The sequence below is a fragment of the Clostridium sp. JNZ J1-5 genome, from assembly GCF_053901425.1.
Window position 1 is genome coordinate 2,118,999 of sequence record NZ_CM132773.1, and the last position, 15,449, is coordinate 2,134,447.

Sequence of the window (15,449 nt, forward strand, 5' to 3'; positions counted from 1 at the left end):
TAAAGCTTTAGATGCAAAAAAGGGGATGAGGATATTTTATGATTACAATTATATCTCCAGCTAAAACACTGGATTTTAATAAAATGGATATAACTCATGAGTATAGCGAACCAATCTTTAAAGAAGAAGCTTCACAGCTTATAGGAGAGCTTCAAAGGTATTCTTCACAGGAAATAGAAGAATTAATGAGCATAAGCGATAAACTAGCGGAACTTAATTATAAAAGATATAAACAATGGAATAAGGAACATAGCATTGAAAATTCTAAACAAGCTATACTAGCTTATTCAGGGGATATTTATCAGGGAATGAAAGCTGAAGATTTTAATGAGGAACAATTAAAATTTTCTCAGCAGCATGTTAGGATTATTTCTGGTTTATATGGAGTACTTAGACCGCTTGATTTAATTCAACCATACCGTTTAGAAATGAGTATTAAGCTGAAAAATCCGAAAGGAGTAGATTTGTATAGTTTCTGGAGGGAGAAGATTACTAATTTCTTTAACAAAGAAATTGGAGAACATAAAGATAATACACTGATAAATCTAGCTTCTAATGAGTACTTCTCAGCTATAGATAAAAACAAGTTTAAAGGAAAAATAATTAATCCTATATTTAAAGAATATAAAAATGGCCATTATAAAATTATAGGAATTTATGCAAAAAAGGCAAGAGGAGCTATGGCTAAATATATTGTAGAAAATGAAATCAATAGCCCAGAGCATATAAAAAATTTTAATCAATATGGATATAAATATAATGAGGAATTATCAACAGATAGTGAATGGATATTTGTTAGATAGTTTAGTTTTAGAAAATAAGAGCTTGTTAAAAAATACAGGCCCTTATTTTTTTATTATTTAATTAGTAGCTTTGTGAATAAAAAGTAGTGATAAATGGCAAAAATATATGTTATAGAGTAAAATGCTTTAGATTTGTAATTCAGTAGCTAGAGGAGGAAGTATTGTGAAGCATATACTTATAATATTATTTCTAGCAATACAGGTATATGTGCTGTTCTTAACTTATTACTACAATGTCATTTCTATTTTTGGATTAAAAAAAGTAGAAGAAGAAGAAGACCATGAGCCTGAAAAGAGTTTTGCAATTGCTATAGCAGCACATAATGAAGAAAAGGTAATTGGTCAAATATTAGATAATCTAAAAGAGTTAGAATATCCTAAGGAACTATACGATGTCTTTGTAATTTGCGATAATTGTGATGATAATACAGCCAAAATCGTAAGAGAGAAAAATACAAGGGCATTAGAAAGGTTTGATGATACCCAAAGGGGTAAAGGATATGCTTTGAAATGGTTCTTTAACTTATTATTTAAGATGGAAAGACAATATGATGCAGTAGTTATTTTTGATGCAGATAATCTTGTAACAAAAAACTTTTTAACGAAAATGAATAATAATTTAGTATCAGGAAAAGAAGTTATACAAGGTTATTTAGATAGCAAAAATCCAGATGATTCATGGATTACAATATCTTATGCATTAGCTTATTGGATTACCAACAGAGTATTCCAACTGGCTAGAAAAAGATTAAAATTAAATGCTGCTCTTGGTGGTACAGGATTTTGCATGTCTACTAGTGTTCTTAAACGTTTTGGCTGGAATGCAATGAGCTTAACTGAAGATTTGGAGTTTACTATGATATGTACACTAAATGATATACCAGTTGTTTGGGAACATAATGCAAAAATTTATGATGAGAAACCAGTAACAATGAAGGCTTCTTTTAAGCAAAGAATTAGATGGTTACAAGGACACTGGGATTGTTGCTTTAGATATTCAGGTAAATTGCTAAAGAGAGTATTCCTAGAAGGAAAATTTGCATGTTTTGATGCATTTATATACTTAATACAGCCATCTAAGATGATATTGGATGCATTTTCTTTTTCAATGTTACTTGCCAAGTTCTTTTTCCCAAGTATACCAATAATAAAGCTAGTATTTCCAATTTGGTTTTGGTTCTTAGCATTGTTTTTCAGGTATATAATACCTATAATTGCACTTCTTTTAGAAGGAGTGTCATTTAAGAGAATGCTAGCTATGGTTATATACCCTGTATATGGTATAACATGGGTACCAATAAGCATAATAGGGTTAATTAGAAAGAACAATAGAGAATGGAACCATACTCTACATGATAGAATTCTAGAGGAAGAGCATTTAGAAGCTATTATTAACAAAAAAAGAGTATAGTAAAGAAAAAGTATAATAAAAAAGACGCCGAATTTAAAAAATTGGGCGTCTTTTAACTTTTATAATAAAATCATAATTGTTCTTTAACATAACTGCTTAGAAGCCTCTTTATCTGATGACTACCATCCGTAATACTCCCACTTCTAAAGTGGGAGATAACGGCTGCTACGTCCCTAGATAAGGGCTTCTAAGCTTTAGGTGGGAAAAAACTCCACCTGAAGCCAAGAATCCTCTTTATACTACAAAGTAATATCCGTTGAAATAGCCTATAGTTACTATTGCGCTTAATGCTGTAAATAGAAATAGATAGCTTATAAATATAAACTCCCTTTTCCTATATAACTCAACAATATATAAGTATAGTGGTATTGATACCATAAGATATCTTGGGATGCTTACTAATCCAGAACCAGTATTAGAAAATGGTATAGTTATAATTAGGAAACCATAAATAAAAAGTATTAACTCTTTAGGAGTAATTTTTTTATAATTTACTACAGCATAGTAAATAAATATTAGTAAAATTGCAGTAGCAATTACAAAGCTAATCAAACCGTTATTCCATCCACCACTATAAAAGAAGTATGGATTCAAAAGATAGTCTATATAACTTTTAAATGGAATGCTAAGCTTTCTTCCCCAGTTGCCAACGTCATGCAGAGGAGCTAAGAAATCTCCAGTTAAATATTTCATATATGAAAAATATACTGTGATTGGTATAACCGAAACAATCATATAAGCAATAATTTTTTTTATTTGTTTTACAGTATCCGTTCTAAAGGTTTCCTCTGACAAAAGCATAAAAAATACATAGGCCACATTTAAAAAACCAGGGAAGCGAGTGGTTGCTGAAAGTCCGGCAAATATTGAAGCTTTTAAATAGTCACCTTTTATAGAATAGTATATTGTTGCTGCAGAGAGAAATAAAAATAAACTTTCTGTATAAGGTATAGAATAGAATATGGAATATGGATAACAGAGTATAAGCGCTAAGACAAAATATATCTCTTTTTTATGAAATCCTCTCTCTTCACATATCCTATATATGTAGAATAGAGCTAAGACTAACAGTACATTTGAAAGTATTAATGAATTAATCAAATTACTGCTGCTTATATTAAATAATTTCATAGCTCTAATTAGTAATGGATATAAAGGGAAGAAGCTTATACTTGTTGCAGAAGTACTTTGGGACATGTTTACTTTAGGATATCCATTATCAGCTATTTGAAAGTAAAACCCACTATCAAATTTGTTAAAGTCCTCTAGTTTAAATTTTCTTATATCCTCAGATATTACAGTACTACCACTTTGAAATCCTAAATTTTCAGCAGAATCATACATGGGAAAAGTATTCATACCAATATATCCTGCAAAACACAACGCTAATCTTGATATTATTACTACTATAAGAATCTTTAACATTAATACCATACTATTGGTAAAATTTTTTTCCAATTTATATCTTCCTTTCCTAACATAACTGAAAGCATATATTGAGATAATTGCCAAGTTAGCAATGTTCTATACTTATTTTAATAAACTTTACCTGAGTACTACTATCCGCGAAACAACAAAACAAGATTGTAAGTAAATTACCTACAATCTTGTAATTGTTATATTAAAACATAATTTAAAAATCAGTTGTTTTAGTGTTCCTCTATAGGTGAAGAAAAAACTAAAAGCTTACTTCCCACATAGTTTGAGATGGTAGAAAAACCTGTAGCAAGTACTTGAGACAGCATGCTGTCTAGACTTAATCTATCAACTAATATATACATAATTAGCAGGTTTATTCCTAATGACATTGAGTTCACAATAATAAATTTTATAAATTGTAGGGCTACTTTGTCATCTTTATCGTGAAAAGTCCATCTTTTATTTAATATATAGCTATTACACATGCCGGCAATATAACCAATTACCGAACTTACTAGATAATTAATACCTAAGATTTTGTTCAAAAGATAAAATGTTAATAGTGTAATAAGAGTATTAATGCCGCCAACGATACAAAATTTTATTAATCTAATCATAAGTTCACCTTAATTTTATTTTTTATTTTATTTAACATTATATTGTTTATTGTCGCCTATTTCTTTACTAATTAAATATAGAGGTTTTCTTAAGTTCTCATCCAACAATTTTTTATTAATCATGTAAGAGTGTCTTTTATGGGCTTTCTCTAAGTTTATTTCTTTGTCAACTATGTATAAAGGTCTTTGTCTAGTTTCATCATAAATTCTTGAAATGTATTCACCAATTATTCCAATGGAAAGCAACTGTATACCACCTATAAGGGTAATGGAAATTATGGTTAGCGACCAGCCTAATGTAATATTTCCTAAGCTTAAAATTAAACTTGTCAGTGAATAAATGATAATTATTAATGACAATAATATACTTCCAAGGCCTAAATATTCAATTAACTTTAATGGCTTTGAAGAAAATGAAAAAATTCCGTCCATTGCAAATTTTAACATCTTTTTTAATGGATATTTTGTTTCACCTGCGAAACGCTCTTTTCTTTCATATTCTAAAGGTATTTGTTTAAAGCCCACCCAACTTGACATTCCTCTTAGAAATCTATTTTGTTCAGGCATTCTCTTTAGTGCTTCAATGACTTTCCTGTCTACTAATCTAAAGTCGCCAGTATCCATAGGGATTTTTACACTGCTTAACTTATTTAAAACCCTATAAAAAGCTTTTGCAGTAGTTAGTTTAAACCAACTTTCCCCATCACGTTTTTTCCTTTTACCATATACTACTTCATATCCTTCTTCCCATAATTTTATCATTTCAGGTATAAGCTCCGGCGGATCTTGAAGATCAGCATCTATTATAACCACTGCATCTCCATTAGCCTTATCAATTCCTGCTGTAACGGCTATTTGATGGCCAAAATTTCTTGAAAAACTAATAACTTTTGTACGAGGATCTTTTTCAGCTATTTCCTCTAATAATTCTAAAGTCCTATCTGTGCTACCATCATTAACAAATATAAGTTCGTAGTTAAGCTTATTTGTATTGGCAACTTCGGTTAATCTTTTATAACATTCCTCCACGACTTTTTCTTCGAAATACATAGGAACAATTATTGAGATAAGTTTTGAATTCATATTTTAACCTCCAACTTAATTGTTTAATTAAACTAGTAATAAATCTTTATTCTAATCAATTTTCAAAATGGCAACTTAAAAAGAATAATAAGTGTAATTATAGATTTAACTACATCTACTACTTTTCCCTAAATTTTAGTATTTATTCTGATTAGGATATTTTTACTATCAAGCTTTAGAATATTAAAGAGTTATTTTTAAAATTTAGTTTAGTTGTGTAAAAGTATAGAAGCTTAAGCTCTATTTGGAAGGAGTTAAGTTTAATATGAGATGTAATTGGAAATAATATAATTTAATTGACTAAAGAAATATAACAGGGAGAGCAGGCAATGAACATATATAATACAAAATTCCTTGATAGTATATTGAACTTTATTGAAAAATATTATTATATTTTCTTAATTATTATATTGATGATAGCGTCACTAAACATGTTTTACAACCTAGGCAAAATACCTATTAATAGCTGGGATGAAGCAAGACATGGAGTTAATGCTTATGAAATGATTAAAAGAAATAATTACATAGTGAATACATATGGATATAAAAATGATTATTGGAATTTAAAGCCGCCAATAAGTTATTGGGCTATAGTTGGAGGATACAAACTAGCAGGATTTAATTCCTTAGGACTAAGAATCTTTTCTGCAGTGGCATCTTTTATAACTGTATTAATAGTTGCCATCTTTACCTTACATAAGCATGGAAGGTTAGCGTCATTAATATCTACTTTTGCTATAACTACTAGCATGCCCTTTGTTCTAGAGCATTGTGGAAGAACAGGGGATGCAGATGCCATATTTGTATTATTTTTTACAATGTCAATGGTGGCTATGGCACTGATAGAAGAAAATACAAACTGGCTATATGCTGCAGGTGTATCTTTTGCAATGGCTTTTCTTACGAAAAGCTGGCATGCTGGAAATATTGTAGTTATTGGGATAATTTATTTGATTTTAAGCAAAACATTGTTCAAGTTGAAAGTAAGGCAGATATTTATGTTTATACTAAGTTGTTCTTTTCCTATATTGATATGGGGATTTTTTAGATATAAGCAGGATGGACTTGTTTTCTTTGAAACCATGATAAATTATGATCTATTAGCTAGATCATCTACAACCTTAGAAGGTCATGTTGGTAGTATTTCCTTCTACATAGAGGCACTTCAGAGAACATATTTTTATTGGCTGCTGGTTTGGGTAAGCACTATACTAGCTTCTACATTATATATTAAACCTAATTTGATGAATAGAAGACGGATAAATTATATCCTATCTATAACTTTATGGATAGCTGTACCATTTTTACTTTATACTAAGGCAAAAACAAAGATTGACTGGTACATACTGCCCATATACCCAGCTCTAGCTATAAGTATAGGGGCTACATCTAGCATGCTTTTAAAAGCTAAAAATAGAAATTTCCTGTTTCAGAGTTTACTGGTACTTATGATTTTATTAGCTATATATAAGAATGAAGTTTCTATAATAAGATCAATTTCAAATCCTTTACCAAGTTATGCTCAAGTAGCTTTAGAGGAAATGAAAAATTTTCCGGAGTATAGAGGAAGAAATATCTATACAACATTTAAAACAGGATCAGCTGATAACCCTAATCGGTGGGATCAAAGCTATTTATTATGTGCAGAACTTTATGGAGATTTAATACCAGTAGAGGGTGGAATAAATGGATTTCTTAAAGATAATACTGAAAAACCACTTTTACTAATCCCTAAAAATAAAGTAAAACTACTTAATATGAAAGTAAATATTCAAAAGGTTGTAGCTGAAAATAATATAGTTTACATTTTAACAAAATAGAAGGGGTTAGGTGTTCTATAGAATGACGTGTGCTAATAAATATTCATCCAAGTGTAAATGAACATATAATAGAGAAATGGTTAGAGCCTAATATCTGCAGGTGCACTGGATATGAAGAGAGAAGAAGCGGTAAAATCGGTGCTAAACCAAGATAAACAGTAGAGAAAGATAACAACCAATTGTTAAATTTTTATACAAGATTTTTTGCAATTAAAAGATATTGTGAGAAAATTATTAATTTTTTTTATGAAAATGTTTTCGGATGGTTGACATATGTGTCCATAGGTGATACTATATTTAAAAATCTATTAAATATGTACAGAACTTGTATAAAAATTCATTAAAATATATGTTTATATATCTTTAAAAATGATGATGGAGAGCATACTACTATAGGATTAATTACAGAGAACCGGATAAGCTGAGAACCGGGTTAGTTGGGTAGAGATGGTAGCTCCTGAATTATATGATTGAAATTAAGTAGGTCATATCGCGAGGCTGCGTTAAAAGGCTAAGGTTTGATGGAACCTGTAAGAGACTATTGTAATGGGGTAATAGTGAAGTAGAGTGGTATAGCGTAAATAACGCCTCTATATGTTAAGTAATACATGTAGAGACGTTTTTTTTATATAATTTTTTAAAATAATTAAATAGGGCAACTAAATAAAAAGGGGGAAAAAATATGAAAAAAAAGGTATCTTTATTACTTGCTACACTTTTTCTTGTGGGCTCATTAGCGGGGTGTAACAAGAGCACAGGGGCATCCGCTAATGCAAAATCAATAAAAGTAGGTCTTGACTATGAGCTAACAGGGGGCGTAGCAACATATGGTCAAGGACTTGTAGAGGGAATTGAACTAGCTTTTGAAGAAATAAATAAAAACGGGGGCGTTTTAGGAAAGCAAATAGAAATTATAAAGGTAGATAATAAATCTGATAGCTCAGAATCAGCTAACGTAGCATCAAAACTTGCTACTAGAGATAAAGTTGTTGCTATATTAGGACCTGCTACTTCAGGGAATACAAAAACAGCAGCTCCAATTGCTATACAAAATAAAGTTCCTTTAATATCAGCTTCTGCAACAGCAGATGATGTTACTGTGGATAGTAATGGTAAAGTAAGAGAATATGTTTTTAAAACTTGTTTTAGTGACTCTTTCCAAGGAGTTATAATGGGTAATTTTGCATACACGGATCTTGGCAAGAAAAATGCTGCTATCCTTGTAGATAGTACAAGTGATTACAGTAAAGGTCTTGCAAAGAGCTTTAAAGAAACATTCGGTAAATTTGGCGGTAAGGTTGTTACAGAACAAGCTTACCAAGCAAAGGAAACTGATTTTAAAGCCGTTCTTACTAAAATTAAAGGATCCAATCCTGATATATTATTCCTTCCAGGTTACTATGAAGAAGTTGGTTTAATAGTAAAACAAGCTAGAGAATTAGGACTTAATGTTCCTATACTTGGAGGAGATGGATATGAATCTCCAAAGCTTGCAGATCTTGCAGGAAAAACAGCCTTAAATGATGTTTATTTTACAAATCACTACTCTTCAAAAGACACTGCAACTGAAGTTGTAAAATTCAAAGATGCTTTTAAAGCTAAATACAGCAAAGAGCCAAATGCTTTCAACGCACTTGGTTATGATCTTGCATACTTCCTTGCAGATGCACTAAAGAGAAGTGGAGAGGCTGATCCTGTTAAACTTAAAGAAGCTTTAGCTTCAACTAAAGATTTCAATGGAATAACAGGTAAGATATCTATAGATGAAAAACACAATCCTGTAAAATCAATAACTATACTTCAAATGAAAGATGGAGAGCAAACTTTCTTAAAGAAATTATCTCCACAATAATGCTATATAGTAACTAAAAAATAATCATCATTAGAGAGTACAACTTAGGAAGAACACATTTTAGTACTCTCTAATGAATTTTTAGAAGGAAGTGAGAGAATTGGAACAATTTTTGCAACAACTTATGAACGGTTTATCACTAGGAAGTATATATGCGCTAATTGCGCTAGGTTATACTATGGTATATGGTATCATAAATCTTATAAATTTTGCTCATGGTGACATATACATGTTAGGAGCTTATATAGGATTCGCAGTTACAACCTTTCTTCATCTTAGTTTTTTTCCAGCACTCATAATATCAATGCTTTCTTGTGCGATTATTGGAGTCTTAATAGAAAAAGTAGCATATAAACCAATAAGAAATTCTACAAGAATAGCAGCATTAATAACAGCTATATCTGTTTCTCTATTCTTAGAATATGGGACTATGTACTTTGTAAAAGCAGAAACTAGGACTTTTCCTGAAGTATTATCAAATAAAAGCTTGAAGCTATTTAATGGAAAAGTAATATTGAGTACAACAGATATTTATATACTAGTTATAACAGTTGTATTGATGATTTTACTTCAATATGTAATTTATAGAACTAAAATGGGAAAAGCAATGAGAGCTGTAGCTATGGACAAAGAAGCCGCTCAATATATGGGAGTAAGCATCGACAGAACTGTATCATTTACCTTTGCTATAGGTTCTGCTCTTGCTGGAGTAGCAGGAGTACTTGTAGGAGTATACTACAATTCAATTAATCCTCTTATGGGAATAATCCCTGGACTTAAAGCCTTCGTAGCAGCGGTAATTGGAGGAATAGGGATAATTCCAGGAGCTTTATTTGGAGGGTATTTCCTAGGAATGACAGAAACGATGGTAAGTGCCTATGGAGGATCATTGTATAAAGATGGAGTTGCTTTTGCAATTTTAATTATAATTTTATTAATAAAACCTAATGGACTTTTAGGTAAAAATACTAAGGAAAAGGTATAGGGGGGGATAATATGAAACTATTAAATAAGAAAAACATTTTGCTAGCAATAATTATCCTATCCCTGTATGCAGTAGGACAAATTTTAATAGTTACTGGGATTATAGATTCTTATATTTTGCTTAACATTACCATAATAGGAATCAATATAATATTAGCTGTAAGCCTTAATCTTATTACAGGATTTACAGGGCAATTTACATTAGGACATGCGGCTTTTATGGCTATAGGAGCCTATGTTTCAGCTATTATGACAGCAAAAATGGGTATGCCTTTTATAGTTGGAATATCACTTGGAGCTATATGTGCAGCTCTAGCAGGAGTGTTAATTGGAATTCCTACTTTAAGACTAAAAGGAGATTATCTTGCAATTGCTACCCTTGGTTTTGGAGAAATTGTAAGAATTGTAATATTGAATAATGACTATGTAGGTGGAGCAAGTGGACTAAATGATATTCCACAATATACTAATTGGACTTGGTTATTCTTTATGGTAATGGCTACACTTGTATTAATAAAAAACTTTATAGAGTCAAGAAGTGGAAGAGCCTGTATAGCTATTAGAGAAGATGAACTAGCGGCAGAAGCTATGGGATTAAATACTACATTTTATAAAGTACTTGCTTTTGGAATAGGAGCATTTTTCGCAGGAATAGCAGGTGCACTTTATTCAGGATATTTCTTTTTTATAAAACCTGATGCTTTTGGATTTATGAAATCTATAGATATACTTGTAATAGTAGTATTTGGAGGTATGGGAAGTATTGCAGGATCCGTTATAGGAGCCATAGCCCTATCAATAATATCCTTATTACTTCAAAGTGTTCCTGAATTAAGAATGGTAATATATTCAGTTATTCTATTTGTCATAATGGTTTATAGACCTCAAGGAATAATGGGTAACTACAAAATAAAATTATTTAAAAGAGGAGGTCTCCAAAATGTCAGTGGTGAAGGTAAGTAATCTATCAAGGTTTTTTGGCGGAGTTAAAGCTGTATCCAATGTTAATATGGATATAAAATCTGGTGAAATAATAGGACTTATTGGGCCTAATGGTGCAGGAAAGACCACCCTTTTTAATTTACTTACAGGTATGTATGCACCATCTGAGGGAAACGTATCTTATGAGTTCGAAAAAAATATTTCCACAAAGAATTTAAAACCACATGAAATAGCTGTTTTAGGAGTATCTAGAACATTTCAAAATATAAGACTTTTTGCAAATATGACAGTAGAGGACAATGTACGAATAGGTCTTCACAAAAATATAAAATACGGGATATTTTCTTCTTTCTTTAGATTACCATCCTATTATAAAGAGGAAAAGAACGCAGATGATAAAGTTAATGAACTTCTTAAGGTTTTCAATCTTTTAGATAAAAAAGATGAACTTGCTAAAAACTTGCCTTATGGAGAACAAAGAAGACTTGAAATAGCAAGAGCTCTTGCTTCAGAGCCTAAAATCCTTCTTCTTGATGAACCAGCAGCTGGAATGAATCCAAATGAAACAAATGAATTAATGAAGCTTATAAAGTGGATAAGAGACAAATTCCACATAACAATTTTGCTGATTGAACATGATATGTCTCTTGTAATGACTGTATGTGGTAGACTATATGTACTTGACTATGGAAAGCTAATCGCAGAAGGGTTACCAGAGGAAATACAAAAGGATCCTAAAGTTATAAAAGCATATCTTGGAGGTGAAGAAGAGTTATGTTAGAGTTGATTGATGTTAATGTATATTATGGTGCAATACATGCACTAAAGGGAATAAGTTTGCAGGTTAATGAGGGGGAGATAGTTACCCTAATAGGTGCAAACGGAGCAGGAAAGACTACAACTCTTAAAACTATTTCTGGAGTGTTAACTCCAAAAAGTGGAACAGTAAAGTTTTTGGAGAATGATATAAATAAGGTAAAGGCAAATAATATAGTAAGCCTTGGAATATCTCATGTTCCAGAGGGAAGAAGAGTTTTTGCTAACATGTCAGTTATGGAAAATCTTGAAATGGGAGCTTATTCAAGAAATGATAAGACTGAAATAAAAAAAGACTATGAAAAGATATTTGAAACATTCCCAAGACTTTTGGAACGTAAAGGTCAGATGGCAGGTACCCTCTCAGGGGGAGAACAACAAATGCTTGCTATAGGTCGTGCACTAATGTCAAGACCTAAATTACTTTTACTAGATGAGCCTTCTATGGGGCTTGCACCGTTAGTTGTTAAACAGATATTTTCAATAATAAAAGAGATAAATAAAACGGGTACAACAGTTTTATTGGTAGAGCAAAATGCTTCTATGGCACTTAAAATTGCAGATAGAGCTTATGTAATACAAAATGGATACGTAGAAATGGAAGGAGCAGCTAATGACCTTCTAAATGATGAAAGTGTAAGGAGTGCATATCTTGGGGCTTAAGATGTGGCAAATTGAAATAAACATGGGGAATACAAAAGCTGTAAGTGAAATAATGATCACTTGCAGCTTTTGTATTTTTTATTTTTTGAATTAATATTAAGATATTGACAAGTAGAATAGTAACTACTATAATAACTACTAAAACAAATGTAAGAATATTTAATAATTTTAGAATATTGGGGGGTAATTATGTTAAAAAGGGGCAAAGTGAATAATGATTTTAGAGAAGGGGCTAAAGCAGGAGTACCAATAGTTATTGGCTATGTGCCTATAGCTATGGCATTTGGAATATTATCCAAAACAACAGGTATTTCAATGCTGGATAGCTTTTTATTTTCACTAATGGTATTTGCGGGGGCAAGTCAGTTCATGGCGTTAAATTTACTAGCTATAGGTGCCGGAATGGGAGAAATTATATTAACTACGTTGCTAGTGAATCTCCGTCATTTTTTGATGAGTGCATCATTAGCAGCAAGAATGAAAGGTAATATAAAAAAATGGATTCCACTTATTGCCTTTGGAGTAACAGATGAAAGCTTTTCTGTACTATCCTTTAAGGAAGGTGATATAACAAAAGATTTTACCCTTGGTCTGCAACTTACAGCATACCTTTCATGGGTAGTAGGAACTGTTTTAGGATATTTAGCAGGAGGACTGCTGCCTCAAATTGTAAGTGATGGTATGGGGATTGCCTTATATGCTATGTTTGTAGCTATTTTAGTACCAGAATTAAAAAAGTCAAATAAGGTTGTAATCTTAGTATTATTATCAGGAGCTACAAATACGCTACTTAATTACTTTGAAATTTTACCTAAGGGATGGAACATGATTTTAACCATTATCCTAGTATCTTCTGTAGGGGCTTATTTATATGGAGAAGATTATAAAGAAGAGGTGAATATTTGTGAATAGTAAAATATTATTAATTGCAGGGATGATGTTAGTAACCTATATTCCAAGGTTAGTTCCATTTTTAGTTATATCAGATAAGAATTTATCTAAAAGAGTAAATGGATTTTTAAAATCAGTACCATATGTAGCACTAGGAGCACTTATAATTCCAGGAGTATTCTCGGCCATTCCTAAAATGCCTGAAGCTTCACTATTAGGAATAGCTTTTGCTTTTATCTATGGTTGGTTTAGGGGAGGTATAATAATACCAGTATTAGGTTCCATTTTTATAGCAGTAATTATGCTTTCTATGAAATATGGATTGGTATTTTAGTTTTATTTAGAAAATGGAGGAGAATTATATGGACAATGAGTCTATGATTATAGAAGATATGAAAAAGCTGGGATTAACTGAATATGAAGTTAAGGCATACTTAAAACTTTTAGAGAGTCATCCTGTAAATGGGTATACCTTAAGCAAAAATTCCAGCATTCCAAGGTCTAGGATATATGAGGTTTTGGATAGTTTAAGAAATAAACAGTTAGTATTTGAACAGAATGAGGGGGATTCTGTGATTTACCATCCACTTGAGCCTAAGCTTTTAATAAATAAGCTAAAGAATAACTTTCAGGATATACTAAATAATGTAGAAGAGTATACGGAAAAGGTTTATTTAAGAGACACAAGCGATAATAAATTAACTTCCATTAGAGGAAGAGATAATATAATAGATTTTTTAAACCTACTAATTTCAAATGCCGAAAAGAGAATAGCAGTTTCTATATGGGAAGAAGAAATAAATGACATTTCTAAATCCTTAGAAGCAGCAGTTAATAGAGGGGTTACCCTAAGAGGAATATATTTTGGGAAAAATAATCCTTATAAACAATTGGTTACTCACAGGAGAATAGAAAGATATCTAGCAGAAAAAAAAGAACGATATATGACAGTAACAGTTGATGGCATTCATGTATTGTATGGAGTTATATCAAGAGGAGAAGAGAGTACAGTAACATGGGCAAAAGACCCAGGTTTTGTAGATATAAGTGAAGATTATATTTGTCATGATTTGATGGTAAATCTTTATTCCAACAAGCTAGAAGAGGAAGAAAGAAAAAATTATGAGGATTTTTTAGATAGGGCTAGAAGAGAATATTATGATTTTACAGAAGAAGAATTTAACAACTTCAAATAGAATCACATATTTTTCACATAATTTCTTGATAATATTTCGAAATTTACTTCTTATCATTTAGAGAAAGCAAAAGAAAACAAGATGTATAGGGGACACATAGATGTTCTTTAATCTTTGGCTCTTAGATAAGGAGGAATAGACACATGGAAGTATTTTTAAACATAGGATTAGCAAAGATAAGTACAGTATTAGCAGTTTTATTAAGTGTAATTTATATTTTAAGAGTAGCAAACACAAAATTTTTTAAAGGCAAAAATAAAATATTAGGAAATTTAAATAAACTTCTAAGAATGCCTCACAAGTGGCTAGGTATAATACTGATTATCACTGGGTTGATACATGGAATTTACTCTAGTGACAGTGTATTAAGTTTAAACTGGGGAACTATATGTTGGGTTGTAAGTGTCTTATTAGGACTAAATTTCATGTTCAAAAAAAGGTTTAATAAGTCAAAGCCTTGGATTTTTTACCATAGAGTACTCACAGTAATATTTATTCTAACTTTAGTAGTTCATATTGCAGATGTAAAGACTTTTAAAGGAAACTTTGATAGCAATAATAAACCTAGCTATGAAGATAATAGGTCTAATTCAGAGGATAAAGATTTTAGGGGAAGACACCATGGAGAATCTAAAGATACAGTAGAAGTAGATCAATCTAATTTTGATATAAGTAATGTAAAAGATGGAGTATATTATGGCGAAGCATCAGGATATAGACCAGGTTTAAAGGTTGAAGTTACGGTAAAAGATAAAAAAATAACTGATATAACTATAGTAGATAATAACGAAACTCCAAAATGGTACAATAGAGTTGTACCATATCTTACTGATAAGATTGTTGAAAAAAATACTGTAAATGTAGATACGATATCAGGGGCTACTAGGACTTCTGTTGGTATCATAAATGCAGTTAGAAATGCATTAGGTCAGTAATACTGTAATAATAGGAG

Annotated in this window: 16 protein-coding genes; 13 read left to right on the forward strand and 3 right to left on the reverse strand. The window is 31.0% G+C overall.

Going from position 1 to position 15,449, the window contains the following annotated elements; all coding sequences use genetic code 11:
• Positions 1-38: 38 nt before the first annotated feature.
• Entirely contained in the window at positions 39-803 is a 765-nt protein-coding gene (gene yaaA / locus ACWW38_RS10380) for a peroxide stress protein YaaA (protein WP_456257476.1), read from the forward strand.
• Positions 804-966: 163 nt separating this feature from the next.
• On the forward strand, positions 967-2,214 hold the full coding sequence (locus ACWW38_RS10385; RefSeq protein ID WP_456257477.1) for a glycosyltransferase family 2 protein: 1,248 nt from the start codon (positions 967-969) through the stop codon (positions 2,212-2,214).
• A gap of 234 nt (positions 2,215-2,448) precedes the next feature.
• Here ACWW38_RS10385 and ACWW38_RS10390 read toward each other — a convergent pair whose 3' ends face one another.
• From ACWW38_RS10390 to ACWW38_RS10400, 3 genes are all read right to left on the reverse strand, one after another.
• A complete protein-coding gene (locus tag ACWW38_RS10390; RefSeq protein ID WP_456257478.1) occupies positions 2,449-3,672 on the reverse strand; it encodes a mannosyltransferase family protein in 1,224 nt (407 codons plus the stop codon).
• A gap of 191 nt (positions 3,673-3,863) precedes the next feature.
• A complete protein-coding gene (locus ACWW38_RS10395) occupies positions 3,864-4,250 on the reverse strand; it encodes a GtrA family protein (RefSeq protein WP_456257479.1) in 387 nt (128 codons plus the stop codon).
• A 27-nt stretch (positions 4,251-4,277) separates the two neighbouring features.
• On the reverse strand, positions 4,278-5,333 hold the full coding sequence (locus ACWW38_RS10400) for a glycosyltransferase family 2 protein (RefSeq protein WP_456257480.1): 1,056 nt from the start codon (positions 5,331-5,333) through the stop codon (positions 4,278-4,280).
• A gap of 329 nt (positions 5,334-5,662) precedes the next feature.
• On the opposite strand from ACWW38_RS10400, the gene ACWW38_RS10405 reads away from it, so the two are divergent.
• The 11 genes from ACWW38_RS10405 to ACWW38_RS10455 all read left to right on the forward strand — a co-directional run bounded on the left by ACWW38_RS10405 (position 5,663) and on the right by ACWW38_RS10455 (position 15,432).
• Complete coding sequence (locus ACWW38_RS10405) at positions 5,663-7,153, forward strand: ArnT family glycosyltransferase (RefSeq protein WP_456257481.1); 1,491 nt, start codon at positions 5,663-5,665, stop codon at positions 7,151-7,153.
• Positions 7,154-7,182: 29 nt separating this feature from the next.
• Positions 7,183-7,308: a hypothetical protein gene (locus tag ACWW38_RS10410; RefSeq protein WP_456257482.1), complete on the forward strand. Its 126-nt coding sequence runs from the start codon at positions 7,183-7,185 to the stop codon at positions 7,306-7,308.
• Between the two features lie 527 nt (positions 7,309-7,835).
• On the forward strand, positions 7,836-9,005 hold the full coding sequence (locus ACWW38_RS10415; protein ID WP_456257483.1) for an ABC transporter substrate-binding protein: 1,170 nt from the start codon (positions 7,836-7,838) through the stop codon (positions 9,003-9,005).
• A gap of 100 nt (positions 9,006-9,105) precedes the next feature.
• Positions 9,106-9,990 carry a branched-chain amino acid ABC transporter permease gene (locus ACWW38_RS10420; protein ID WP_456257484.1) on the forward strand — a complete coding sequence of 295 codons (885 nt, stop codon included), beginning with the start codon at positions 9,106-9,108 and terminating at the stop codon, positions 9,988-9,990.
• 11 nt (positions 9,991-10,001) lie between these two features.
• Complete coding sequence (locus ACWW38_RS10425) at positions 10,002-10,952, forward strand: branched-chain amino acid ABC transporter permease (RefSeq protein WP_456257485.1); 951 nt, start codon at positions 10,002-10,004, stop codon at positions 10,950-10,952.
• A complete protein-coding gene (locus tag ACWW38_RS10430) occupies positions 10,930-11,712 on the forward strand; it encodes an ABC transporter ATP-binding protein (protein WP_456257486.1) in 783 nt (260 codons plus the stop codon). The genes ACWW38_RS10425 and ACWW38_RS10430 overlap by 23 nt, the downstream gene beginning before the upstream one ends.
• Entirely contained in the window at positions 11,706-12,410 is a 705-nt protein-coding gene (locus ACWW38_RS10435; RefSeq protein WP_456257487.1) for an ABC transporter ATP-binding protein, read from the forward strand. The genes ACWW38_RS10430 and ACWW38_RS10435 overlap by 7 nt, the downstream gene beginning before the upstream one ends.
• A gap of 189 nt (positions 12,411-12,599) precedes the next feature.
• Positions 12,600-13,322 carry an AzlC family ABC transporter permease gene (locus ACWW38_RS10440; RefSeq protein WP_456257488.1) on the forward strand — a complete coding sequence of 241 codons (723 nt, stop codon included), beginning with the start codon at positions 12,600-12,602 and terminating at the stop codon, positions 13,320-13,322.
• On the forward strand, positions 13,315-13,635 hold the full coding sequence (locus tag ACWW38_RS10445; RefSeq protein WP_456257489.1) for an AzlD domain-containing protein: 321 nt from the start codon (positions 13,315-13,317) through the stop codon (positions 13,633-13,635). The genes ACWW38_RS10440 and ACWW38_RS10445 overlap by 8 nt, the downstream gene beginning before the upstream one ends.
• 28 nt (positions 13,636-13,663) lie before the next feature.
• Positions 13,664-14,497 carry a TrmB family transcriptional regulator gene (locus ACWW38_RS10450; protein ID WP_456257490.1) on the forward strand — a complete coding sequence of 278 codons (834 nt, stop codon included), beginning with the start codon at positions 13,664-13,666 and terminating at the stop codon, positions 14,495-14,497.
• A gap of 143 nt (positions 14,498-14,640) precedes the next feature.
• On the forward strand, positions 14,641-15,432 hold the full coding sequence (locus ACWW38_RS10455; RefSeq protein ID WP_456257491.1) for an FMN-binding protein: 792 nt from the start codon (positions 14,641-14,643) through the stop codon (positions 15,430-15,432).
• Positions 15,433-15,449 lie beyond the last annotated feature (17 nt).